Annotated in this window: 14 protein-coding genes; 7 read left to right on the top strand and 7 right to left on the bottom strand. The window is 59.6% G+C overall.

Translation table 11 applies throughout. The features are described from left to right. Nucleotides 1–21: 21 nt before the first annotated feature. The gene (locus DXT96_RS15780; protein ID WP_153515474.1) at nucleotides 22–759 is read right to left on the bottom strand and encodes a LuxR family transcriptional regulator; all 738 of its coding nucleotides are present in this window, start codon (nucleotides 757–759) and stop codon (nucleotides 22–24) included. 339 nt (nucleotides 760–1,098) lie between these two features. On the opposite strand from DXT96_RS15780, the gene DXT96_RS15775 reads away from it, so the two are divergent. Continuing rightward, nucleotides 1,099–2,862: a glucan ABC transporter ATP-binding protein/ permease gene (locus DXT96_RS15775; protein WP_153515473.1), complete on the top strand. Its 1,764-nt coding sequence runs from the start codon at nucleotides 1,099–1,101 to the stop codon at nucleotides 2,860–2,862. 80 nt (nucleotides 2,863–2,942) lie between these two features. On the opposite strand, the gene DXT96_RS15770 is transcribed toward DXT96_RS15775, so the two are convergent. After that, nucleotides 2,943–3,188 (bottom strand): hypothetical protein, encoded by a 246-nt coding sequence (locus tag DXT96_RS15770; RefSeq protein WP_153515472.1) that lies wholly within the window; start codon nucleotides 3,186–3,188, stop codon nucleotides 2,943–2,945. 373 nt (nucleotides 3,189–3,561) lie between these two features. Continuing rightward, entirely contained in the window at nucleotides 3,562–12,057 is an 8,496-nt protein-coding gene (locus tag DXT96_RS15765; RefSeq protein ID WP_153515471.1) for a GH36-type glycosyl hydrolase domain-containing protein, read from the bottom strand. A 575-nt stretch (nucleotides 12,058–12,632) separates the two neighbouring features. Between DXT96_RS15765 and DXT96_RS15760 the strand changes: the two genes are divergently transcribed. Both DXT96_RS15760 and DXT96_RS15750 read left to right on the top strand, forming a co-directional pair. Further along, nucleotides 12,633–13,811 (top strand): M20 aminoacylase family protein, encoded by a 1,179-nt coding sequence (locus DXT96_RS15760; protein WP_194287650.1) that lies wholly within the window; start codon nucleotides 12,633–12,635, stop codon nucleotides 13,809–13,811. A 448-nt stretch (nucleotides 13,812–14,259) separates the two neighbouring features. Next, complete coding sequence (locus DXT96_RS15750) at nucleotides 14,260–15,363, top strand: NAD(P)/FAD-dependent oxidoreductase (protein ID WP_153515470.1); 1,104 nt, start codon at nucleotides 14,260–14,262, stop codon at nucleotides 15,361–15,363. Nucleotides 15,364–15,378: 15 nt separating this feature from the next. Here DXT96_RS15750 and DXT96_RS15745 read toward each other — a convergent pair whose 3' ends face one another. The 4 genes from DXT96_RS15745 to denD all read right to left on the bottom strand — a co-directional run bounded on the left by DXT96_RS15745 (nucleotide 15,379) and on the right by denD (nucleotide 20,157). Continuing rightward, a complete protein-coding gene (locus tag DXT96_RS15745) occupies nucleotides 15,379–16,353 on the bottom strand; it encodes a threonine/serine dehydratase (RefSeq protein ID WP_153515469.1) in 975 nt (324 codons plus the stop codon). A 124-nt stretch (nucleotides 16,354–16,477) separates the two neighbouring features. Continuing rightward, entirely contained in the window at nucleotides 16,478–18,262 is a 1,785-nt protein-coding gene (locus DXT96_RS15740; protein WP_149900433.1) for an IlvD/Edd family dehydratase, read from the bottom strand. A gap of 9 nt (nucleotides 18,263–18,271) precedes the next feature. Continuing rightward, entirely contained in the window at nucleotides 18,272–19,174 is a 903-nt protein-coding gene (locus DXT96_RS15735) for an NAD(P)-dependent oxidoreductase (protein ID WP_153515468.1), read from the bottom strand. Then, a complete protein-coding gene (denD, locus tag DXT96_RS15730; protein ID WP_153515467.1) occupies nucleotides 19,171–20,157 on the bottom strand; it encodes a D-erythronate dehydrogenase in 987 nt (328 codons plus the stop codon). Before denD ends, DXT96_RS15735 begins: the two co-directional genes overlap by 4 nt. A 217-nt stretch (nucleotides 20,158–20,374) precedes the next feature. Here denD and DXT96_RS15725 point away from each other — a divergent pair, with 217 nt between their 5' ends. The 4 genes from DXT96_RS15725 to DXT96_RS15710 all read left to right on the top strand — a co-directional run bounded on the left by DXT96_RS15725 (nucleotide 20,375) and on the right by DXT96_RS15710 (nucleotide 24,660). Further along, complete coding sequence (locus tag DXT96_RS15725) at nucleotides 20,375–21,820, top strand: FAD-binding oxidoreductase (protein ID WP_153515466.1); 1,446 nt, start codon at nucleotides 20,375–20,377, stop codon at nucleotides 21,818–21,820. Between the two features lie 118 nt (nucleotides 21,821–21,938). Next, on the top strand, nucleotides 21,939–22,655 hold the full coding sequence (locus DXT96_RS15720; RefSeq protein WP_153515465.1) for a FadR/GntR family transcriptional regulator: 717 nt from the start codon (nucleotides 21,939–21,941) through the stop codon (nucleotides 22,653–22,655). 209 nt (nucleotides 22,656–22,864) lie between these two features. Next, nucleotides 22,865–24,025 (top strand): fumarylacetoacetate hydrolase family protein, encoded by a 1,161-nt coding sequence (locus DXT96_RS15715; protein WP_153515464.1) that lies wholly within the window; start codon nucleotides 22,865–22,867, stop codon nucleotides 24,023–24,025. A 104-nt stretch (nucleotides 24,026–24,129) separates the two neighbouring features. Continuing rightward, complete coding sequence (locus tag DXT96_RS15710) at nucleotides 24,130–24,660, top strand: TRAP transporter small permease (RefSeq protein ID WP_149900428.1); 531 nt, start codon at nucleotides 24,130–24,132, stop codon at nucleotides 24,658–24,660. Nucleotides 24,661–24,664 lie beyond the last annotated feature (4 nt).

Raw genomic sequence — 24,664 nt, 5'->3', positions numbered from 1 at the left:
GCGAGAACTGTCTTGTTTGCGCTAGCTCAGCAAACCGTGACGAAAAGCAAGTGCGACAGTATGCTGCCGGTTCTTGGCGGTGAACCGGCGCTGGATCCCGTTGATATACCAGTCTACCGTATGGTTGGAGATCGATAGCTGACGTCCGATTTCCGTAGAGGTCATGCCGTCCGCCATCAGCGTCAGCACCTCCATTTCGCGCCTCGTGAGATCGAGCGCGGAAACCTCCGGAGTATTGCTGAGGCCGTGGGCCTGACCTGAAAGATCAAGCAGACGCCAGAACACCGCGCGCGTCGCCGCGTCGAGCAACTCGACCTGCAGTGATGGCAATTGCCGGTCCTGGCCGCCGATGAACACCGCGCCGATAAATCCGGCACGGCCATGGACGGGAAAGGCATAACCGCCCTGCAGCCCGTAACGGCCGGCATCGTTGAAAAAGACGCTCGCCCTTTTTCGATGCATCGCGCGGGGCAAGCCCTCAAGCGCTTCTTTCCACTGAAACGGCTTGTGCACCATGCCGATCACCTTGCGGACAGGATCGACGAGATTATATTTTTTAGCCCTGTAGACCTCGAGCCAGCCGTCAGGCAGATGCTGTGCGAGAACCTGGCCGGTGGAGGCGATCTCCCCGGTCATCCGCCTGCTGATGAGGAAATATTCGAAACCATATTCGCGAATGAGCGTGGCAAATTCGGCGCGAACGCGATCGGCGTTTCCCGCCTGGTAACACGCAGAGATAAAATGAAGAATATCGTGCATAAAGACACAGGGTCCGGAGCTTGACTTGAAAGGAATGGCACGAAGGACATGGTCCCGCGATGACGTCATGTTACTCGGGCGCCGGTCGGTTCAGATTGAACATATCGTCGTTAGCAATCCCTGAAACGAAGATGCGAAATCTTGTGACGGCGTCCCCAGAAACATCGGGTTCGGTTTTTTTTCGGTTCGTACGCGCGGTCAATTTGTTAAGCCGCCATTCAGACAGAAAGAGCGATAATTACACAAATTTCGCCGTCTCATGCAACCTTGCTAAAGTAGCATGGCGTTGAGGCCGAACAATTAACCGCTCGAAAAAGACGCTCGGACTGGATTGAAAATTTGACCTTGTTTCAGGTTTACACACGCGCTCTGCGCTATCTGACCGTTCATAAATGGCGGGTGACTGTAGTCGTCATCGCCAACGTCATTCTTGCAGCGATCACCATTGCCGAACCCGTACTGTTCGGCCGGATCATCGACGCTATTTCCTCCGGCACCAATGTCACGCCGATCCTCATTCTTTGGGCGGGCTTCGGTGTCTTCAACACCGTCGCTTACGTCGCAGTCGCCCGCGAGGCCGACCGGCTGGCGCATGGCCGACGCGCGACATTGCTGACGGAAGCCTTCGGCCGCATCATTTCGATGCCGCTGTCCTGGCACCATCTGCGCGGCACGTCCAACGCCCTGCACACCCTGCTGCGCGCCAGCGAGACGCTGTTCGGCCTCTGGCTGGAATTCATGCGCACCCATCTGGCCACCTTCGTGGCGCTGTTGCTGCTCATCCCAACGGCCATGGCCATGGACCTGCGTCTCAGCTTCGTTCTGATCGGCCTCGGTATTGTCTACTGGTTCATCGGCAAGTGGGTAATGGGCCGCACCAAGGACGGGCAGGCTTCGGTCGAGGAGCATTATCACAGTGTTTTTGCCCATGTCAGCGATTCCATCAGCAACGTATCGGTGCTGCACAGCTACAACCGCATCGAAGCTGAAACGAAGGCGCTGAAATCCTTCACCGAAAAGCTGCTGAGCGCCCAATACCCGGTGCTCGACTGGTGGGCCTTCGCCAGCGCTCTGAACCGCACTGCCTCCACCGTTTCGATGATGATCATCCTCGTCATCGGCACCGTGCTGGTGAAAAACGGTGAACTGCGCGTCGGTGACGTCATCGCCTTCATCGGTTTCGCCAACCTCCTGATCGGCAGGCTGGACCAGATGCGCCAGTTCGTGACGCAGATTTTCGAAGCACGCGCCAAGCTTGAAGACTTCTTCGTGCTGGAGGATTCCGTCAAGGAACGGGAAGAGCCGGGCGACGCCCGCGAATTGTCGAATGTCTCCGGCACCGTGGAGTTCCGCAACATCAATTTCGGTTTTGCCAACACCAAGCAGGGCGTTCACGACGTCTCGTTTACGGCCAAAGCCGGAGAGACCATCGCCATCGTTGGACCAACGGGCGCCGGCAAGACCACGCTCATCAACCTGTTGCAGCGCGTCTATGACCCGGATTCCGGCCAGATCCTGATCGATGGAACCGATATTTCGACGGTGACGAAGAACTCGCTCCGCAACTCCATCGCCACAGTGTTTCAGGATGCCGGCCTGCTCAACCGTTCCATCCGCGAAAATATCCGCCTCGGCCGCGAATCAGCCACCGATGCCGAAGTGGTGGAAGCGGCAGCGGCAGCGGCGGCTACCGATTTCATCGACAGCCGCATCACGGGCTACCTGACGCAGGTCGGCGAGCGCGGTAACCGCCTGTCCGGCGGTGAACGCCAGCGCATCGCCATCGCCCGCGCCATCCTCAAGAACGCCCCCATTCTGGTTCTCGACGAGGCGACCAGCGCGCTGGACGTGGAAACGGAAGCCCGCGTGAAGGCAGCGGTGGACGCGCTGAGAAAGAACCGCACGACCTTCATCATCGCCCACCGCCTTTCCACGGTTCGCGACGCCGATCTCGTGCTGTTCCTCGATCAGGGTCGGGTCATCGAAAAGGGTACTTTCGATGAGCTGAGCCAACGCGGCGGACGCTTCACCTCGCTGCTGCGCACCAGCGGCCTGCTGACGGAAGACGAAGGCCAGCCCCGGACGAAGGCCATCGCGTCCTGACGCTGAGGCGAACGGAATACAGAAAGGGCGGACAACATATTGTCCGCCCTTTTTCTTTGCCTGCTTCACCCACAGGTGGCCTATCGGAGAATGTCAGCCAAAGAACTTGCCAGCCAAAAATCTATCTGTCCGAATGGGAGGGCATTTCCCAGAAAGGCAACGAGGCCCGCCGTGGCATTGATTAAGAAAACACCGAGAAGCACGCCGAGCGTCACTCCGACGCTCGTTTTCGAGGGGTATCGCGCCAGCCAACACGACAATGACAAGGACAGGACCACGAAGAATGCCAGCAGCGCGGTTTCTGTGAAAGAGACGTTGAACTGCAAAATAACCTCCCTTTCGGCCTAACGAAATTATCGCGACACGCGCGAAGAACACTTCAAATCACAACGGGTACATTCTGAAACCGGCCATCCATGACAGCTTTCCTGCCATTCGCAAATAAAATGCCAGCAAGCACTGCTTCTGCCCGAAAGCAGTTAACGTCACCAGAGCCGACAAATCCGTCCGATCGAACGAGGATTTCCTAGATGAAGACCTCTCGGCGCCGCTGGCTTTCAGCCGGCAACTTCGAGAGCAGTAGAGCTTCACGGCCATGACACCGCCAACACGCTGAATCGGATGCAAAGGTAGCCCATAAAAATTCAGGCCCCCGCGTCACCGCGGGAGCCTGATCTTAAGTAAAAAGAGCTGGGTGCCTCAATCGAACGGTATCACCCGATCGCCCGCCGCCAGATCCTTGCCGTCAACGGAGACTGAAACCTCCGCCGTATCTGCCTTGCGGCTGACGGCGATGTTCCTTGCCTTGCCATCCAACGTGATCTTGACCGAGAAACCATCCCAATCATCCGGCAGCGACGGCGATATATGAAGTTTGCCGTTGGTGCGGGTGATGCCGAGAATACCCTCGATCGCGGCACGGTAGAGCCAGCCGGCCGAACCCGTGTACCAGCTCCAGCCGCCGCGGCCCGCATAGGCGCCCTCACCGTAAACATCCGCAGTCACCACATAGGGCTCGACCCTATAGGTTTCCGATGCGGCCGCATCGAGTGCATGATTGACCGGGTTGAGCAGCTTGAAGCAGTTCCACGCCTCCTGGGCTCGGCCCTGTTTGGCAAGGGCTAGAACGACCCAGGTCGCCGCATGGGTATATTGTCCGCCGTTTTCGCGCACACCTGGTGGATATCCCTTGATGTAGCCCGGATCATGCGGCGCACGCGAGAAGGGCGGCGTGAACAGCCGGATGATGCCGGTCTTTTCATCGACCAAATGCTCCATGACGGCATCCATTGCCTGGCGCGACCGACCTTCTTCACCCTCACCGGAGAGAACGCTCCAGCTCTGGCCGAGCGAATCGATCCGGCATTCCTCGCTTTCGGCGGAACCGAGCGGTGTGCCGTCATCGAAGTAACCGCGCCGATAATAGCTGCCGTCCCAGCCAGCGGTTTCGAGAACACTGCGTAGTTTTTCGCGATGCGACGCCCACTTGCCAACACGGTCGGTATCACCACGCTTTTCGGCGATCTCAATGAAATCGCGCAAAGCGCCAGCCAGGAACCAGCCGAGCCAGACGCTGGTGCCCTTGCCGCCAACACCGACGCGGTTCATGCCGTCGTTCCAGTCACCACCGAGGATCAGCGGCAGACCGTTTTCACCGGTGCGATGAATGGCGAGATCAAGCGCAAGCGCCGCATGTTCGTAAAGCGTGACGGACCTGTCGCTTGTCTCCGGCTGGAAGAAAGCGTCATGCTGACCGGGCATCAATGCCGGCCCCTTCAGGAAGGGGATGCTTTCATCGAGGATGGCGGCATCACCCGTGGCCGAGACATACTGGTTGATCGCATAAGCAAGCCAGACGACGTCGTCCGAGATGGTCGTGCGGACACCGGCACCCGTTAGCGGCAACCACCAATGCTGTACGTCGCCTTCCGGGAACTGGCGGCCTGCCGCACGCAGGATTTGCTTGCGGGCAAGATCCGGCTGATAGAGCAGGAAGGCCAGCGTATCCTGAAGCTGGTCGCGGAAGCCGAAAGCGCCGCTCGACTGGTAGAATGCCGTGCGCGCCAGAATACGGCAGGCAAGCGCCTGATAGGGCAGCCAGTTATTGACCATATGGTTGAAGCCGGCATCCGGCGTGGAAACCTGCAGCTGGCCGGTAAAGCCCGTCCAGAATGCCTTGCTCTCGTCTAGCACCGACTGGAAGTCTGCCTGGCGTGCGTCTTTGACCAGCGCTTCGGCTTCTTCCGCATTGTCGGCATCGCCGAGAATGAAGGTCATGTGGCGTTCTTCGCCGGGCTTCAAGTGGATTTCCTGCATCAGCGCAGCACAGGGATCGCCATCCACCTCGGTGCTGCCGCTGAGTGCGGCACCCGATACGATGCCCTGCGGTGCCTGTGCCGAACCAAAGCGGCCGATGAATTCCCGGCGGCTGGTGGTGAAACCGCTCGCCTCGCTGTCAAGCGTCAGGAAGGACGTGCGGGCGCTATAGTCGATGCTGTAAGGGTTCGACGCAAAAATCGCGTTGCTGGCGGCATCGTGCCTGCTCAGAATGAACGGCGCGGACTTCTGGCCGTTATTGCCAAGTACCCATTCCACATAGGCATAGACCTTCAGGCGGCGGCTTTTCGAGCCCTTGTTGCGAACGATGACCTGCGAGAACTTGACTGGTTTTTCGCGGTCCACAGTCTGTGTTACCTCGACTTCGAGCGTATCCGCCACGCCAGTCAATACGGAGTAACCGAGACCATGGCGGGTTTCAAACAAAGCTTCGGGATCACGCGAGAGTGCGGCACAGGGCGTATAGAGCTTTCCTGTTTCCACGTCGGCGACATAGAAGGCCTCACCCGGTCGGTTGATGACGGGATCGTTGCTCCATGGCGTCAGCTGATAGTCGCGCGAATTGCGGCTCCAGCTGAAACCTGCGCCTTCGGCCGAAATATGGAAACCGAAATTCTCGTTCGAGACGACGTTGATCCACGGATGCGGCGTGGACTGCCCGCCATTGAGGCGCACGACATATTCCTGTCCGCCCTTGGCGAAGCCGCCAAAACCGTTCCAGAAATCGAGATCGCCCGCATCCTCGACCGGCTCCGCGATGGGGAAGGCCGGAACAGGCAAACGTGCCTGCGCAGCATCGGTCGTGCCATCTGGACCGCGATGGGCCGCAAACAGCGATACCGCACGGTTGATCTGGTCGACGATCTTGCCGTTGCGCACATGCAGGACGACGCGGGAAGCCGCCAGAAGCGCACTCCAGGTCTCTTCGTCTGTCAGGTCCCGACGCACGGAGAACACATGGGGTCGGCCGCCATCGGCAGGGTTGATGCGGCGCTGCGCCTCGGAAATATGATCCAGCGCATGCTGCATGTCCTGCGCATAGGACGCGGCCCGTTCGTTGACGATGACGAGATCGAAGATCACGCCGCGTGAACGCAGATATTCGTGAGCGCTCAGCGCCTCACGGGCGATATCCATGTCCATATCGTCGTTGATGCGCAAGCTGAAGATCGGGAAATCACCCGAAATGGCAAGCGGCCAAAGGGCGCGCTGCGAGGCGAGACCCGTTTTCAGCGTTTCCGAATCCGCACGCAGATGCATATCCGGATAGGTCAGATAACGGCCGAGATGCTGGAAGGCGGCCGCCTGCTGCGACGTGACGCCGACATGGCGCATCTGCACCTGCGTGCGTGTCCAGGCATGCACGAGTTCATGGGCGAACGCGTCCGGATGACGGTAACGGTCGATCGCCTTATCGACTTCCTCGCGGCTCGGCGCGGCAATCGTCCAGAAGATCACACTCACCTTCTTGCCCGCCGGCACGCGCACGGTGCGGCGCAGCGACAGGATCGGATCGAGCGTGAAGCCGTCAGCGCTGGAAAGCGTCGCACCGGCATCAAAGGCTGCGGCTTCGCGCAGTGACCGGCCGCGACCGATGAACTTGGCGCGATCCGTCTCGAATTCCGTCGGACGCGACGGGCCGGCATTGTCGGCGGCCAGATGCGCGATGACGGTGCCCGGCTCGTTCGGGCTGCGACGGTTGCGCCAGGCGCGGATGACATCGCCACGCCGGCCGATTTCCGTCTGCACGAACATGCGCGAGAACAGCGGATGGGCGTTGTCGTCATCCTCGGAAGCAATGACCGGCTCCATATAGGAGGTCACTTCGATGTAGCGATCCTCGGAACCGACATTCAGCAGGGTGATACGACGGCCTTCGGCATCGTGCTCGGTGGCGACGATGCATTCGACCACGCTCTGCAGATCGCCGATGGTCTTGTGGAACTCGGCCTTGTCGTCGGTGAAGATGGTTTTGGTCTTTTCACCTTCGGCAACGCGCGGCTCGGCCGTGGCACTCCACCATTGTCCATTGGTGGTATCGCGCAGGAAGATGAAGGTGCCCCAGCGATCTTCGGTCGGGTCGGCCTTCCAGCGGGAAATCGCCTGCCCGTTCCACTTCGAATAACCCGCACCTGTAGAAGTGAGCATCGTCGAATAGTGGCCGTTCGAAAGGAACACCACTTCGCGGTCGCGCACGGCCGGGTCGGCGATGGAGCGCACTTCCGCACGCAAGAGATCCGCCTGTTCCTTGCCGGGGGTTTCCGGCTCGTATTTGGCGCTCATGACAGGCACTTCGCGTGGCGCCTTCTCCTGCAGCAGAAGCTCGGCGGCCTCGATCACCGGATCGGAGTGGAACAGTTCACGCAACACGCCGTCAAAGGCAACGTTGGCGACAGCCGCAATCGACATGCCATGGTGGTGAGCATAATAATTGTAGACAATCGCGCAGACCTTGCCATCCGGCACACGCGTCGGCGTGAAGTCCACCGCATCGTGGAAGCCATATTGGCCAAGCGCGCCAAGCTTGCGCAGCTTCTCGAGGTTCTCCAGCGCACCGTCAGGATCATATTGGCTGGCGAGGATCGAGGCATAAGGCGCGATCACCGCATTCTGACCAAGGCCACGCTTGAGACCCAGCGTCGGCACACCGAAGTTGGTGTACTGGTAGTTCATGTTGTGATCGCGGGCATTGAACGCCGCTTCGGAAATGCCCCATGGCGTGCCGAGACGGCGGCCGTGGTTCATCTGTTCTTTGACGATCAGATTGTTGGTCTGGTTGAGGATGCCACCCTGACGCTCCTGCATGACGAGCGGCGGCATCAGATATTCGAACATCGAACCCGACCACGACACCAGCGCGCCCTGCGCGCCGATCGGCACCACCTGGCGGCCGAGGCGGTACCAATGCTCGGTCGGCAGATCGCCCTTGGCGATGGCGAACAGGCTGGTCAGGCGGCATTCGGAGGCCAGAAGGTCGTAGCAGGCCTCATCCAGCTCTTTGCTTTCGACGCGATAGCCGATCGACAGAAGACGGCGATCCTTGCGGTAAAGGAAGGTGAAATCCATCGAGAAGGCGAGGTTGCGGCTGCGGTCGCGCAGCGAGGCAAGACGCTGGCGCAGCGGCTCCATATTGGTGAGATCGATGGCGCTGTCGGAAATATGCGCCTCGCAGGATTCGACGAGTAATTGCGCCCAGCGGGTCACTTCCGCACTCTGCGCGGACTTCACCTCGTGGTCGACATTGGTGGCGAGCTTCTGGATGTCGCGCGCAAGCACCGCCAGATTGATAACGCGGATCGAGGCGAATTCATGCTCACGCTTAACGGAGGCAAGCGCGTTCGAGAAGCCGATGATGCGCTCCTCGAGGCGGCGATGCAGCGGGCGCAGGTTCTTGCGGTTGTCGGGCAGGGCCTTCAGCGTTTCGCGCAGGATGCCGGCAACATCGCCGATACCATCCAGATTGCCCTGAAGATGGGCGGATGGCGCTTCCGCCCAGTCGCGGCAGGCGGACGAAACCGCAATCAGGTGACCGGCGAGATTGCCGCTGTCCACCGCAGAAACATAACGTGGTCCAAGCGTCTGCAACGTGTCCGTATGGTACCAGTTGTAGAGATGGCCGCGATGCTTCTCCATCTTCTCGACGGTCTGGATCGTATTCTCGATCCGCTCCAGCGTGTCGGCAAAGCTGATCCAGCCGAACTGGCGCGCCGAAATGACGGACAACAGATAGACGCCGATATTGGTGGGCGAGGTACGCGAAGCGACGATCGGCTCCGGCGTCTCCTGGAAGTTGTCCGGCGGCAGGTGGTTTTCCTGCGGCGTCACGAAGGCCTCATAATAACGCCATGTGCGACGCGCGATCTTGCGAAGCTCGAAGGAGACATGTTCCGAAACGAACAGGCGATCCTCTGTTTCGGCAGACTGGCTGACATACCAGGCGACGGCAGGAGACAGAACCCAGAGCAGCGTGAAGGGAATGCCGATCAGGAAGGCATTATCACCGGGCAACGCTGCAAACAGCAGGCCGAGCATGGCCACGACGGGCGCATGCCACATCTGGCGGAAATAATAGCTGATGCCACCCTGCGCGCTCGATTGCATGCTGGCGGCGGTGCGCCATTCCAGCATCAGCTTGTGACTGACGAGCAGACGGTAGAGCGAACGAACGATCGCATCCGTCATCATGCAGGCGGAATCGGCAATGAAGACGATGCGCAGCGCAACCTGCGCATTGGTGGCGCGGATTTCCGACCAGATAGTGTGGAAATGCGCCTGTGGCACGATGTCGGTCGAACGCGGCACGAGGCCGGATAACAGCGAAAGCGTGGGCGCGACGAACAACGAGAAGATCAGCAGGATCTGCCAGATCAGCGCACCGAGCGGATCCATGAAATACCAGCCGAGGATCGAGGCGAAAAACCAGGCGATCGGCGTCAGCGAACGGCGCAGATTGTCGACCATCTTCCAGCGGCCGATGGCGGTAACGCCACGGGCGCGGTCGAGAATATAGGGAAGCAGCTGCCAGTCGCCACGCGCCCAGCGATGCTGTCGCGACACTTCCACCTCGTAGCGGGTCGGGAAGTCCTCGACCAGTTCCACATCGGTCACCAGCGCGCAACGCGCGAAGGAGCCCTCGAGCAGATCGTGACTGAGGATGGAGTTTTCTTCGATCCGGCCCTTCAGCGCCGCCTCGAAGGCATCCACATCGTAAAGGCCCTTGCCGGTGAATGTGCCTTCGGAGGTCAGATCCTGATAAACGTCGGAAACGGTGAAGACGTAAGGATCGATACCGCGGTTGATCGAGAAGACACGCTGGAAGACGGAAGCGTCCTTGCCGGTCGTGAGCGAGGGCGTTACGCGCGGCTGCAGCAGCCCGTAACCTTCGACAACACGGCCGGAAACAGGATCGATCACCGGACGGTTGATCGGGTGATGCATCTTGCCGACGAGCTTGGTCACCGCATCGCGCATCAGGCGCGTATCGGCATCCAGCGTCATGACGTATTTGACATCCTCCGGCACGACATTGGCGCCGCCAAGGAACGTCGTGTCCTTGTCGCCGCGCAGCAGCATGTTCAGTTCATGCAGCTTGCCGCGCTTGCGCTCCCAGCCCATCCAGCAGCCTTCGGCCGGATTGTAGATACGGCGACGATGCAGCAGGTAAAAGCGCGTCTTTCCGTCAAAGGCATAACGGCTGTTCAGCGCCGCAAGCTCGCGCTTGGCATAGTCGAGAATCTCAAGGTCCTCATCGGACTGCTCGTATTGCGCGTCACGCCAGTCGCTGACGAGCGAGAAATAAATCTCGCCATGCGGATTGGCGAGATAATGCACCTCGATATTGCGCATCATCTCGTCGACGCTGTCGCGACTGGTGAGCATGCAGGGCACGGCAACCAGCGTGCGCGCATCCTGCGGGATGCCGTTCTTGAACTCGTATCCAACCAGCCGGAACGGCTTTACGAAGAAGGTGACAAGCGTGTTAAAGAGACCTGTCGCCCCTTCCGAGGCGGGAAGTGCAAACATCAGCAGGAAGGCAGTGACGACATACCACGGCATGCCCGCTTCCGCGAGGAACCAACCAACCGCCAGCATGGCAAGCGCAGTGATCAGAAATACCGGCGCGGCGATTGCCAGCCAGTTGAACTTGCGCATCGATCGGACGATGTGCTGCGACACCAGCGGCCGGTAACCCAGTGCCTTTTCAAGCTCGAAGCGGCGTTGGCCGACAAGCACGGAGCCGACATTGACGCGATGGTTTTCGTCAGCACCGGCAGGCATATCGGCCCGTGCCATTTCGACGGCGGCGCGCGCAACCTCTACTTCAGTCTTGGGAGAGCGGCGGGCCAAAAGCTCGATCGTGTTGCGATAAGTGTTGCGCGAACCGAAATCGAGAACTTCGTAATCGGTTTCCTCGCGCAGAACCTTGTCGATATGGCTGACTTCCTCGAACCACACCGACCACTCGGTATCGTCGATTTCCCGCAGGCTCTTGACGATGTTGCCCATCGTCACATTGCCGGACGCCAGACGATTATGTTCCGACATCATGACGTTTTCGGCATCCGTGCCGGCGGCAAGCAGACGTTCTTCGAGCCAGGCGACGGCAAAGCCCGATGTCTGTGAGCCGTTACGGAGGCGATAGAGGAACTGCGTCGCGAAAGTCGGATCGTCGACCAGCGAATCGACCTGCTTCAGAAGTGCTGCCGAGGCTTCGGCATCGTTCAACCGGATGATCTCATCGACCACCTCATTCGCCTTCTGGCGCATGCGGCGCGAGCGTTCCACACGAATGGAGATGCGGCGCAGATTTTCGATGAGGACAAAGCGGATGATCGAGGGCAGCGCCCACAATTCGCCGATCTGCAGCGTCTTCGACGTCTGGTAGCCATCCACCAGCGCCGTCATGTTCTCGCGCGAAACCGTGCTGTGGGTATAGGCGACATAAAGCCAGCCAAGCGCCATGACCCGCGGAATGGTCACGCCGCCAACCGTCATCGTCGGCAACTGGCGATAGAACTTGCGCGGAAAATCGCGCCGCACTTCCTGGATCGCCTCTTCGATGACGTAGTGATTGTCGAGCAGCCATTCCGCCGCCGGCGTTATGGTCGCGCCATTTTCCGAGTCGACAGCCGTCGTGCGATAGACCCGCAGGATTTCCTTCTCGTTCTCACGGTGACGCTCGAAGAAATCGAATTCCATGAAGCCGGGAAGACTATCGGCGCCATCGCGGGAAAGCGCGGCACCGGCATCATGCAATTCCTCAATCGTCATATAGGACGCACGGATCGAATCATTATGGTCGATCTGCTTCGTCTCGGAATCACGGGCGGCGGCGGTCGGGGTGATATGAAATGACATCGGGCTCGTATTCTGAACTTTAAGGGATACTTGTTCGACTTGACCGTCATTTCGTCCGCGGCGGGAACACACACGAAATCGGGCCACGCTATATTTATGACTTATCCTGAACCTTCGGTGAACCGGACCAGGCACCGGGCGGATCGGATTATCCGATGACGGATATCCGTGGGCGCGACATCGGGCGGCACAATCTTTCCGAAAAATTTGCAAGGCGGAAGATCGGTGCGAACAGGGGATTTCCGGCGACAGGAAAATTTCCTCCCGCGGCCCGGCAAAGCCGTTCCGATCGGATTTCGCACACTCCGCAAGGGCGAAAATTGTTCGCGCAACGCCCGATAGTCCCCCGTTGACAACCTGAAAGGCAACACAAAGCCGAGAAGGCCCGCGCCACATCCGAAAGGAGCTAATGCCCCAGGACGTCAATAGTTCCATGCCACCTGTCGCAGCACGATGCAAGCGCTGAATTTCAGGGCATTTCGGGCGCCGGAACGCCTCTTCCGCGCAGAGACATATGCTGCTAAGTCCTTGCTAAAATACGTCGGAAAAAAGCGGCGTAAACCGGGACTTCGAAAATGACCAGACAGACCGCCAACGTCACCTCCTTTGCCAACCATATGCCGGATGTGGTGGCGATCCGCCACCACCTGCACCGCCATCCCGAAATCGGCCTTTCCGAATTCAGGACCTCGGATTTCATCGCCGAAAAACTGGTGGAAATGGGCTATGAGGTGACGCGCGGGCTTGCCGGCACCGGCATTGTCGCAACGCTGCGTAATGGCGACAGCGAGCGCACGCTCGGCATTCGCGCCGATATCGACGCCCTGCCGATCCACGAGGAAACTGGTGCGGAATATGCCAGCGCCAATCAGGGTGTGATGCATGCCTGCGGCCATGACGGCCACACCGCCATGCTCTTGGGTGCGGCAAAGATCATTGCCGAACGCCGGAATTTCGATGGAACGCTGCATCTTATCTTCCAGCCGGCGGAAGAGAATTTTGGCGGCGCCCGCATCATGATCGAGGACGGCCTGTTTGACCGCTTCCCATGCGATGCGGTTTTTGCCCTGCATAACGATCCCGGCGTGCCCTTCGGGCAATTCGTGTTGCGCGACGGACCGATCCTTGCCGCCGTCGATGAGTGCAGGATCACCGTCAACGGTTATGGCGGCCACGGCGCCGAACCACAGGATGCGGCAGACCCCATCGTGGCCGGCGCAAGCATCATCATGGCGCTACAGACCGTGGTGTCCCGCAACATCCATCCGCAATTGTCGGCCGTCGTCACCGTGGGCGCATTCCATGCCGGTGTTGCCAGCAACGTCATTCCCGAAACGGCGGAGATGCTGCTCACCATCCGCTCCTTTGATGCCGGCGTGCGCGACGAACTGGAAAAGCGCATTCGGGCGATAGCCGAAGGTCAGGCCGCAAGCTACGGCATGAGTGTGACGCTCGATTACGAGCGCGGTTATAACGCAACGGTCAACCACAAGGCGGAGACGGACTATGTTGCCGATCTCGCCCGCCGCTTTGCTGGTGCTGAAAAGGTGGTCGAGATGCAGCGCCCGTCGATGGGCGCGGAAGACTTCGCTTATATGCTGGAAAAACGGCCCGGCTGTTATTTCTTCCTCGGCACGGCGCGCACTGACAACGACCCGCCGCTGCACCATCCGAAATTCGACTTCAACGACGACATCCTGCCAATTGGAACGGCTTTCTGGGTGGATCTCGCCGAGGACTACCTGAAGGCGTGAGTGGGCGTGAAAAAGGCCGGTCGGAGGAGCGACCGGCCTTTAGTTCTCAAGCACCCTGATGGAAAAGACGGGAGGATCAGGGAACGAGACCGAATATGACGGCGGCGACAAACGCCACGCAGACACCGACAAGAGCCGCATGAACCGAATCTCTCCAGCTTCGCGGCGACTGGGGCTGCGAGACAAAGTCTTTTACTTTTCCTGCTTTGGAATAAGACATCGTGCGCTCCCTTCCCTGTCTGGCCCTTCAAACGGGCAATGGTTAATCTCACCCAGAGAATAGCGTCATCCCCTACCGTTCCAGTAGAGATAAAATTCCATAAGAAGCGCCAATTGGGAAAAATAGGGGTCGCCACTTGCCTCCCGACAAGCATCAATCTACCCATCGCTGAATATTAGCGCAGCGCGGCGGCGTTCGTTCAAATGAACTATCTGCGGACAGGGAGACATGATGGATATCGACGCCATCATCATCGGGGCAGGAGTAATCGGGCTGGCGGCGGCCCGTGAACTGTCGATGCGCGGCCTCTCTGTCATCATCCTCGAGAGCGAAAAGGAATTTGGCGCCGCGACCTCTTCCCGCAACAGCGAGGTCATTCACGCCGGCCTTTATTATCCGGCCGGAAGCCTCAAGGCCCGCCTCTGCGTCGAGGGAAAAAAGAAGCTCTATGCCTTCTGTCAAAGCCACGGTGTTGCACACCGCCGCTGCGGCAAACTCATCGCGGCGGCAGATGAAGCTGAAACGGCCCTGCTGGCCGGGCTCAAGGACAAGGGCGAGGCCAATGGCTGTGAAGACCTGGAGCTGATCGATGAACGACAGGCGCTTTCGCTTGAACCCGCTCTCGCCTGCAGGGCGGCCCTGCTTTCGCCCTCGACCGGCATCATCGACAGCCATGGTTATATGCTGGCGTTGCTCGGTGAGGCGGAAGACCATGGCGCCGCTCTTGCCTTGAACGCCCCTTTCGAAGGGGCGCAGGCAATCAGCGGGGGTTTCCGGGTTCATGTCGGCGGCAAAGAGCCGATGAGCCTGACATGCCGCCTGCTCATCAATTCCGCCGGCCTCATCGCGCCGATGGTGGCAAAAAAGATCGAGGGACTGTCGGCACAAGCGATCCCTCAGGCGCGTTTTGCCAAGGGCAGCTATTTTTCGCTGGCAGGCAAGTCGCCGTTTTCACGGCTCATCTATCCCGCACCGCATACCCACGGCCTTGGCGTGCACCTCACGCTCGATCTCGCCGGTCAGGCCCGGTTCGGCCCTGACGTGGAATGGGTCGAAACCATCGATTATGCCGTCAATCCCCGCCGCATGGAGGGTTTCGGCGACGCGATACGACGTTATTGGCCGGGCCTTCCCGAGGATGCCTTGACCCCCGCCTATTCCGGCATCCGGCCAAAGATTTCCGGACCGGACGAATCCGCCATGGATTTCCGCATCGACGGACCGGAAACCCACGGACTTGCCGGCCTCATCAATCTTTTTGGCATAGAAAGCCCCGGCCTGACCGCCTCACTGGCGATTGCCGCAGACATTGCGGCACGGCTCAGGGACTGATCTCAGCCCACCGCCTCAACCAAAGCGAGCCAGCGCATCCGCCATGATCCCGGGATCGACATTGCCGCCGGATGCAACTGCAATCACCGTTTCACTCTCCAGTTCACCACCGTGGAAAAGCGCCGCGGCAAGAGCCACCGCACCGCCGGGTTCAACAACGATCTTCAGCCGGTTGAAGGCGAGGACCGCAGCCCGCAGCGCTTCCTCATCAGTCACGGCAATGCCTTTTCCGCAAAGCCCGGCCATGATCGGGAAAGTGATGTTACCGGGTTGCGGAGTAACGATCGCGTCGCAGATCGAACCAGAAGTCGTGGCGTTACGCTCTATCTTACCCGCAGCAAGGGAGCGCGCCACATCGTCGAACCGCTCCGGTTCTGAAGTCCTGACCCTGTAGTTCGGTGCTTTCGCGGCAAGCGAGAGCGAGATGCCGGATGTGAGGCCACCGCCGCCGCAGGGCACTAGAACCTCTGCCGCACCGATCCCCAACTCCGCGCCCTGTTCAGCAATCTCCAGTCCCACCGTGCCCTGCCCGGCAATAACCAAGGGTTCGTCGTAGGGCCTGATCAGCGTCAGCCCACGCTCGCGCGACAGCCGGTCGCCAATGGCGTCTCGATCCTCGTTGGCCCGGTCATAAAGCACCACCTCCGCACCATAGGCGCGGGTATTGTCGATTTTGATCTTCGGCGCGTCGGAGGGCATGATGATGACGGCGGGAACGCCATGCAGGCGGGCGGCAAGCGCCACACCCTGCGCGTGGTTACCGGAAGAAAAGGCGAGCACGCCCTTGGCACGCACTTCGGCAGGCAGGCCGGAGACGGCTGACCAGCCGCCGCGAAACTTGAAGGAACCCGTCCTTTGCAGGCACTCGGCCTTTACGAAGACCTTTCGCCCGGCAATCTCATCCAGAAACGGTGACGACAGCAGCGGTGTCCGCACCGCCTGGTTGCCGATGCGCTGACGCGCCGCCTCGATCATGGAAATATCTGTCATGCCCTGCTCCTGTGATGCGGATTTGCAGGTACATTAGGAGGTCGCAATCAAATGCGAAACCGTCCGGAAAAGAAAAATCCCCGGCCATAGCCGGGGATTTTCATCATGTCTGATCATTGCCCAATCAGTGATTGTGCCGGGGCATCTTCTCGGCAATCCTTCGGAAATCCGCAGCCCCATCCAGAACCGCGCCGTCCGAAAGCTGCGTCACCGATTGACGGTAGATGCGCTGCCACGGCGTCGCATCCGCCGGCACCGCCGGGATGCCATCAGCCTTGCGCGCTTCAAGTTCTGCCTCCGGCACCAGCGCGTTGCATGCACCCTCATTAAAGTCGATGCGGATCACGTCGCCGGTGCGAAGCCAGGCCAGCCCACCACCGGCTGCACTTTCCGGCGAGGCATTGAGGATCGACGGGCTGTCCGCCGTTCCCGATTGCCGGCCATCGCCGATTGTTGGCAGGCTGGTGATGCCTTTTTTCAACAAGGCATCCGGCGGCTGCATGTTGACGACCTCAGCCGAACCCGGCCAGCCGAGCGGCCCCGCGCCACGAATGACAAGGATGGTGCGCTCATCAATACCGAGGGATGGATCATTGATGCGGGCGTGATAGTCTTCCGAACCATCGAACACCACACATTTGCCCTCGAAAATGCCTTCGCGGCCCGGCTCGCTCAGATAACGCTGCCGGAACTCCGCCGAGATCACACTCGTCTTCATGATGGCGAAATCGAACAGATTGCCCTTGAGCACGAGGAAACCGGCCCGTTCCTTCAGCGGCTTGTCGTAGGGAAGGATCACGTCGCGATCGGTCGATTCCCGCCCGTCCAGATTTTCCGCCATGGTCTTGCCGGTCACGGTCGGACAGTTTCCGTCGAGCTTGCCGGCCTGCAGAAGCTCCCACATGATCGCCGGCGTGCCGCCGGCGCGGTGATATTTCTCACCCAGCCATTTTCCGGCCGGCTGGACATTGGCCAGCAGCGGAATATCGTAACCGTGGACCTGCCAATCCTCTTCGAAAAGCTCGACGCCCGCATGTTTCGCCATCGCCGCGAGATGCGGCTGAGCATTGGTCGAGCCACCGATTGCCGAATTGACGCGGATCGCGTTCAAAAACGCCTCGCGCGTCATGATGTCGGAAGGCTTGATATTTTCGACAACCAGTTCAACGGCGCGTCGGCCGGTGCGATAGGCCATCTGGCCGCGCTCGCGATAAGCGGCCGGGATCGCGCCGCAGCCGGTGAGCGACATACCGAGCGCTTCCGCCATGGCATTCATGGTGGACGCCGTGCCCATGGTATTGCAATGGCCGACGGAAGGAGCAGATTCGAGCGCCGCCTGCAAGAATTCCTCGCGGGTGATTTCGCCCGCACCATATTTGCGGCGCATGCGCCAGATCACCGTGCCGGAACCGACCAGATCGCCGTCATGATAACCGTCGAGCATCGGACCCCCGGAAAGCACAATAGCCGGAATATCGACCGTGCTTGCCGCCATCAGCGCCGAAGGCGTGGTCTTGTCACAGCCCGTCGTCAGAACGACACCGTCGAGCGGATAACCGTAAAGCACTTCCACGAGGCTGAGATAGGCAAGATTGCGGTCAAGCGCCGCGGTCGGGCGCTTGCAGTTTTCGAACATCGGATGGGTCGGAAACTCGATGGGAATACCGCCCGCATCGCGGATACCGTCACGCACCCGCTTGACCAGTTCCACATGGACGCGGTTGCAGGGCGTGAGATCGCTGCCGCTCTGCGCGATACCAATGACAGGTTTACCGGAACGCAGCTCTTCCGGCGTCACACCGTAATTCATGAAGCGCTCCAGATAGAGAGCTGTCATGTCGAGATGGTCAGGATTGTCGAACCAGTCCTGGGACCGGAGGCGGCGCATGGGTGTCTTGTCGTCGCTCATCAGATCGCCTCAGCCCTGTTCCCGATTGTTGAGTTTTTCGAGGTAAAGCAGGATGCCGCTATGGTCGATATCTGCGCCGCCGTCGCCGACGAAGTCATCGAATTCGCGCGTTACCTGCTGAGTCAAAGGCAGCGTCAACGACAGATCCTGCGCCGTCGCCAGCACGCCGTTCAGATCCTTGAGCTGGAACTTCGACGGGCCGCCCGGCACGAAATTACGCTTCACCATGCGCTCGCCATGCAGTTCCAGAATCCGGCTTTCGGCAAAACCGCCGCGTATGGCATTGCGGAAACCTTCGCGGGATGCGCCGCCCGCTTCCACAAGCATCATCGCCTCGGCAACCGCGCCGATGGTGATGGCGACGATCTGCTGGTTGGCAAGTTTGCAGAGCTGGCCCGCGCCTGAGGGACCGACATAGGTCAGCCGGCCCATCGGCGCAAAGACATCGGCAAGATCCGCAATCAGAGCCTCGTCACCGCCGGCCATGATGGCGAGCGTACCGGCAGTCGCACCCGGAACGCCGCCGGAAACCGGCGCATCGACGTGATGAATGCCCAGCGCCTCAAGCCGGGAGGAGTGGTCGCGCGCAATCGGCGGCGCAATCGAGCTGCTGTCGATCACGACAGCACCTTTTTTAAGCGCTTCGGCCACGCCCGCCTCGAACAGCACTTCGCCCACGGCCTTGCCATCGCTCAGCATGGTGATGACGATATCGGCACCTTTGGCGGCGTCCGCCGGCGATGCCGCCAGAACTGCGCCATCAGCAACAAGAGCTTCAGCCTTATCCACGCTACGGTTCCAAACGGAAACCGCAAAGCCCGCGCCTAGCAGACGCCGGGCCATCGGCCCGCCCATCAGGCCCGTGCCGATAAAGGCAACCGACCGCTTCTTCTCCTCCCCACCGACACTCATTTCAGTGAACCTCCCAGTTCGTCTTCGATATGCACCTGAATGATCTCTTCGAAAGAGCTTTCAGCCGTGAAGCCCAGTTCGCGAGCGCGCTTGGCTTCGAAACCGGGCGCCCAGCCTTCGCACATGCGCATGATCATCTCGTTCGGCTCGCGGCGAATGAGGGCGACGGCCTTTTCACCGGCGACCTTGCGCAGCGCTTCGATCTGTTCGCCAACCGTGGCGCTGAGACCCGGCATCGACAGGTTGCGGCGCGGACCGACCTTTTCGACGTCGATCGTCGCACCATGAATGAGGAAACCGACGGCGGAACGCGGCGAGGCGTGCCAGTGGCGAATGCTTTCCGGCACCGGCAGAACCGCTTCCTGGCCGACCAGCGGCTCTCGCAGGATATTGGAGAAGAAGCCGGAGGCGGCGGCATTCGGCTTGCCGGGACGAATGCAGATGGTCGGCAGACGAATGCCGATACCGTCGAAGAAACCGCGGCGGCTGTAATCGGACAGCAGCAGCTCGCAAATCGCCTTCTGTGTGCCGTAGCTTGTCAGCGGCGTGGTGTGGAATTCATCCGAGATCGGATAGGGAAGCGGTGCGCCAAACACGGCGATCGACGAGGTGAAGACCACGCGCGGCTTGTAACCATCCTTGCCGTTGGCAATGCGGATGGCGTCGAAGAGATAACGGGTGCCGTCGAGATTGATGCGGTAGCCCTTGTCAAAATCGAGTTCAGCTTCGCCGGACACGATGGCGGCGAGATGGAAGATGGCATCCGGACGGGCGTCCACCAGTTTTTCAGCTTCACCCGGAGCGGAGAGATCAGCTGCGCGCGCATCGACAGCACCGGAAAAACCGGCGGGTGCCTCGGGCTGGAACACGTCGATAAGCGTGAATTTCTCGATCGGCTTGCCACCGAGCGATCCATCTTTCACGAGACGCTGCGTCAGCTTGCGGCCAACCATGCCTGCGGCGCCGATGATTGCGATATGCATGTCTTCCTCCTCTGTGTCCCGGTCATTCTCCCGAGACCGAAAAAACATCATCGGCCGATGGACCGATAAATTAGCTTGTAAGGTTGTCTGATAACCTTATATGATCCGATTGAAAATAGTATTTTTTCACAAACTAACAAAAGCAGGGGCGCCGGCAAAAGCAAGGCCACAAACCCTTGCCCTCATACTTTAGGGCGGATTGGACGGAGAGGGTGGAATGACGATCGTGAGTGAACACGATATCGAGGAATTGCGGTTCTCGCTGAAGAACAGGCTTGGCGAAGCTCTGCTACTGACATCGCAGGAAGACATGCTGCGCTATTGCCGCGACTGGCACGGGGATGTCACCAGTTCGGCCGTGGCCGTCATCCGCCCCCGCTCAACGCAGGAAGTGTCCGACACGGTGCGCGCCTGCGCCGAACTCGGCCTCGCCATCATCCCCCAGGGCGGCAATACCGGACTGGTGCTCGGCGGCATTCCCGATGCTCCCAAACATCAGGTCGTGCTGAGCCTCGAGCGCATGAACGCCATCCGCACCATCGACAGTGACGATTTTTCGGCCGTCGTCGAAGCCGGCTGCATTCTGTCGGAATTCAAGGATGCGGTTCAGGACAAGGGAATGTTCTTCCCGCTGTCGCTTGGCGCGCAGGGAAGCTGCCGCATCGGCGGTAACGTCTCCACCAATGCCGGCGGCATCAATGTCCTGCGCTATGGCATGACCCGCGAGCTGGTGCTGGGTCTCGAAGTGGTGTTGCCGGAGGGCACCATCTGGAACGGTCTGTCGACGCTGCGCAAGGACAATCGCGGTATCGACCTGAAGCAGCTTTTCATCGGCGCGGAAGGAACGCTCGGCATCATCACGGCCGTCGCCGTCAAGCTTTACCCCAATCCCGAACATGTCGAAACGGCGCTGCTCGGCCTCAATTCGCTTGACGACGCCATCAAGCTTTACCGCCGCGCCCGCCGCGAATGCTGCGACCTGATGTCCGCCTTCGAATTCATGCCGCCCGTCGCCTTCACGCTGGCGATCGAAGCCATACCCGATCTCAAAATGCCGATCGCCGGCGATTATCCGGCCTATGTGCTGATGGAAATTTCCGGCTCCGGTCTGGTGGATACCGCCGATCTAATGGGCCGCTTCCTTGAGGGCGTCATGGAAGACGGTCTGGTGCTGGATGGCGTCATTGCCTCCTCGCGTGCGCAGGCGCAGTCGCTGTGGCTTTTCCGTGAGGGCATGAACGAGGGTCAGGCGCTGCGCGGCAGCCATATGCGTACCGACATTTCGGTGCCGCTTTCGAAACTCTCGGCTTTCGTGGCCGAGGCCGAGGCCGAACTTGCGGAAAAACTGCCGGAATGCCTTGCCGTTTCCTATGGCCATGTCGGCGACGGCAACGTCCATCTCAACGTCTTGCCGCCCAACGGTGCGACACCGCAGGAGCGTGAGGCGTTCATCTACAAGTCCAAGACACTCGTTAACGAGGTCCTCGACCGTTACGTCGGCAGCATCAGCGCCGAACACGGCATCGGCCGCCTGAAACGCTCGGATTTCGAAAGCCGGCTATCGGATGTGCAGCGCCGGATGATCACGGGTTTGAAAAATGCCTTCGACCCCGATTTGCGGATGAATCCCGGTTGCCAGATAAGCCTGCAACCGGATAGCTAATCGAAGAACGGCACGGGGCGGCTGAATACGCCGCCCTTTAAAACCCGCTGACGGTGAAGGAGGAAGTCGCCTGCAGCGGGTAAAATGAACCAATCGTTTCTGCGGAACGGGAGCAATCATGACGCTGGAGTTCAATCAGATACATCGCAACGACCATCTGCCCGGCCGGATCGCCGCGGAGATCGCACGCGAGATCAATGATTCGAAACTCGGGCCGGGCGACAGGCTGCCGACGGAACATGTTCTGGCAAAAACCTTCGGTGTCAGCCGCTCGGTCATTCGCGAAGCGATCGCGCAATTGCGCAATGAAGGTTTCGTCGAAACCCGCCAGGGCGTGGGTGCATTCGTCACCGATCCCCGGCAGAGGCTGTCCATCCGCATCGAGCGATCCCGGCTGAACGACCCTGAAAATTTTCGCGATCTCTTCCAGCTTCGCATGCCGCTGGAAATCGAGGCAGCGGGGCTCGCAGCACTGCACCGCAGTCCGCAGCAGCTGGCGCGGCTGGCGGCGGCGCTGGAAAAGATGAAGACCGCTGACGACTGGTCGACGGAAGGTGTGGCGGCCGATCTCGACTTTCACCGCATTCTGGCCGAAGCGACGCAGAACGAATATTTCCTGATGTTCCTCGGATTCATCGCGGAACGCATCAGCTCCGCCATCAACATCGCCTTCTCCCGCGCGGTTTTTGGTGAAATTCTCGAGGTGACGATCGCCGAACATGTGGCAATCTATGAGGCCATCGAGAAGGCCGATGCCACCGCCGCCAAGAACGCCATGCGCAAGCACCTGATCGGCGCCGCAAGCCGGGTCAATCTCGAACTGGATATCTTCTGAAAAGAAAAATAAACGCGTGAACCGTAAAGCTATAGGACAGGTTTCCGGGCTTTGCGGATAACCAGCGATAAAAGACGATAATTTTGTCGGTGAGACCGCTAGACTCGCTTCAAAAGTCATACTAAGAAGAATAAGATTAGGTTGTCAGACATCCAGACAATAAGACCGCAGGAGGCGGCCTGTCGGAAGGCTGAAAGGGGAGGACATATATGACCGGCACAAGGTCCATCGACGCTACCGCAATTCTGCCTGAGGATTATGAAAACGCTTTGCTCGTCGGCCGCGTCTGGTCGAAAAGCGAAGGCGGCCCCTGCCCCGTCCTGCTCAAGGATGGCGTGCTTTATGACCTCACCTCTATCTCGCCCACCATGTCCGAACTTCTGGAAAAGACGGATCTGGTGGAGCGGCTTGCCGATACCGGAACATTCGTCGCACTCGGCACGCTCGACGCCTTTCTCGACGGCTCGGCCGGCGAACTCCTCGCTCCCAACGATATTCAGGCCGTCAAGGCCGCAGGCGTCACCTTCGCCGACAGCATGCTGGAACGGGTGATCGAAGAGCAGGCCAAGGGCGACCCTCTTCGTGCGCAGGAAATTCGCGGACGGCTGGCTCCGGTTCTCGGCGACAACCTCAAAGGACTTGAGGCCGGTTCAGAAAAAGCAGCGGAAGTGAAGAAGCTGCTCCAGGAAATGGGCCTCTGGTCGCAATATCTGGAAGTCGGCATCGGTCCGGATGCGGAAATATTCTCCAAGGCGCAGGCCATGGCTTCGGTCGGCTGCGGCGCGCTGATCGGCGTTCACCCCAAATCGCAATGGAACAACCCGGAACCGGAAGTGGTGCTCGCCATTGCCTCCGACGGCCGCATTGTCGGTGCAACCCTCGGCAACGACGTCAACCTGCGCGATTTCGAAGGCCGCTCCGCCCTCCTGCTCAGCAAGGCGAAGGATAACAACGCATCCTGCGCGATCGGCCCCTTTATCCGCCTGTTTGACGGACGCTTCACCATTGAAGACGTGAAGAAGTCGCAGATTTCGCTTCTGGTCGAAGGCGAAGACGGTTTCACCATGACGGGTGTAAGCCCCATGGAGGCGATCAGCCGCACGCCGGAAAACCTTGCATCCCAGCTTCTGAACCGCAATCATCAATATCCTGACGGAGCCGTCTTTTTCCTTGGCACGATGTTCGCGCCGGTGAAGGATCGTCATGGGCCGGGTCTCGGTTTCACCCACGCCAAGGGCGACCGTGTCGAAATCTCCTCGCCCAAGCTCGGCAAGTTGATCAATTGGGTCGCGACAACAGACGAATGCCCGGAATGGATATTCGGCACCGCGGCCCTGATGCGCAATCTGGCGAAACGCGGGCTACTCTGAGCGATCAGCAGAGGTGCGTGCAGTTTTTGCGAAAAACCCATAGGTGGAGCATTCGCGGCGATCCTTAGCCGAAAATGCTTCAGATATTTCTTCGGGAGGGGAAAATGCAAAAGACCATCAATCTCTTTTACCGGATTCTCGAAATCATTCTCGTCCTGCTGCTTGCCGGCATGTCGATCATGGTCTTCGTCAACGTCGTCATGCGTTACACGATGAATTCCGGCATCAACATCTCTGAAGAACTGTCGCGCTATTTCTTCGTGTGGCTGACTTTCATAGGTGCCGTGCTGACCTTTCGCGAAAACAGCCACATGGGCATTGAAACGCTCGTGATGTTCCTGTCGCGTCGCGCCCGCGTCTTTTGCATGATCGTATCGAATATCATCATCCTGGCCTGTTCCGCCATCTTCTTCTGGGGAACCTGGAAGCAGTCCGCCATCAATGCCAGCATGCATGCCCCTGTCACCAAGCTTTCGATGATCTGGGTATATGGCATCGGCATGTTCACCGGCGGCCTGATGTTCATCATCGCGCTGGAGCGCCTGTACCGTTATCTGACGGGTCGCGTCACAGAAGACGAAATCGCCCAGTTCGCGGGCGAGAACCTGACGATCGAACAGCTTTCGGAGCGCTGATACC

Source organism: Agrobacterium sp. ICMP 6402, assembly GCF_009498615.1.
Lineage (GTDB): Bacteria > Pseudomonadota > Alphaproteobacteria > Rhizobiales > Rhizobiaceae > Agrobacterium > Agrobacterium burrii.
This window is presented reverse-complemented; position numbering and strand designations above follow the sequence as displayed.

Bases quoted from the DNA above. Each gene is read 5' to 3' on its own strand.
- DXT96_RS15780 (WP_153515474.1), bottom strand. From the start codon at position 759: ATGCACGATATTCTTCATTTTATCTCTGCGTGTTACCAGGCGGGAAAC.
- DXT96_RS15765 (WP_153515471.1), bottom strand. From the start codon at position 12,057: ATGTCATTTCATATCACCCCGACCGCCGCCGCCCGTGATTCCGAGACG.
- DXT96_RS15760 (WP_194287650.1), top strand. From the start codon at position 12,633: ATGACCAGACAGACCGCCAACGTCACCTCCTTTGCCAACCATATGCCG.
- DXT96_RS15750 (WP_153515470.1), top strand. From the start codon at position 14,260: ATGATGGATATCGACGCCATCATCATCGGGGCAGGAGTAATCGGGCTG.
- DXT96_RS15745 (WP_153515469.1), bottom strand. From the start codon at position 16,353: ATGACAGATATTTCCATGATCGAGGCGGCGCGTCAGCGCATCGGCAAC.
- DXT96_RS15740 (WP_149900433.1), bottom strand. From the start codon at position 18,262: ATGAGCGACGACAAGACACCCATGCGCCGCCTCCGGTCCCAGGACTGG.
- DXT96_RS15735 (WP_153515468.1), bottom strand. From the start codon at position 19,174: ATGAGTGTCGGTGGGGAGGAGAAGAAGCGGTCGGTTGCCTTTATCGGC.
- denD (WP_153515467.1), bottom strand. From the start codon at position 20,157: ATGCATATCGCAATCATCGGCGCCGCAGGCATGGTTGGCCGCAAGCTG.
- DXT96_RS15725 (WP_153515466.1), top strand. From the start codon at position 20,375: ATGACGATCGTGAGTGAACACGATATCGAGGAATTGCGGTTCTCGCTG.
- DXT96_RS15720 (WP_153515465.1), top strand. From the start codon at position 21,939: ATGACGCTGGAGTTCAATCAGATACATCGCAACGACCATCTGCCCGGC.
- DXT96_RS15715 (WP_153515464.1), top strand. From the start codon at position 22,865: ATGACCGGCACAAGGTCCATCGACGCTACCGCAATTCTGCCTGAGGAT.
- DXT96_RS15710 (WP_149900428.1), top strand. From the start codon at position 24,130: ATGCAAAAGACCATCAATCTCTTTTACCGGATTCTCGAAATCATTCTC.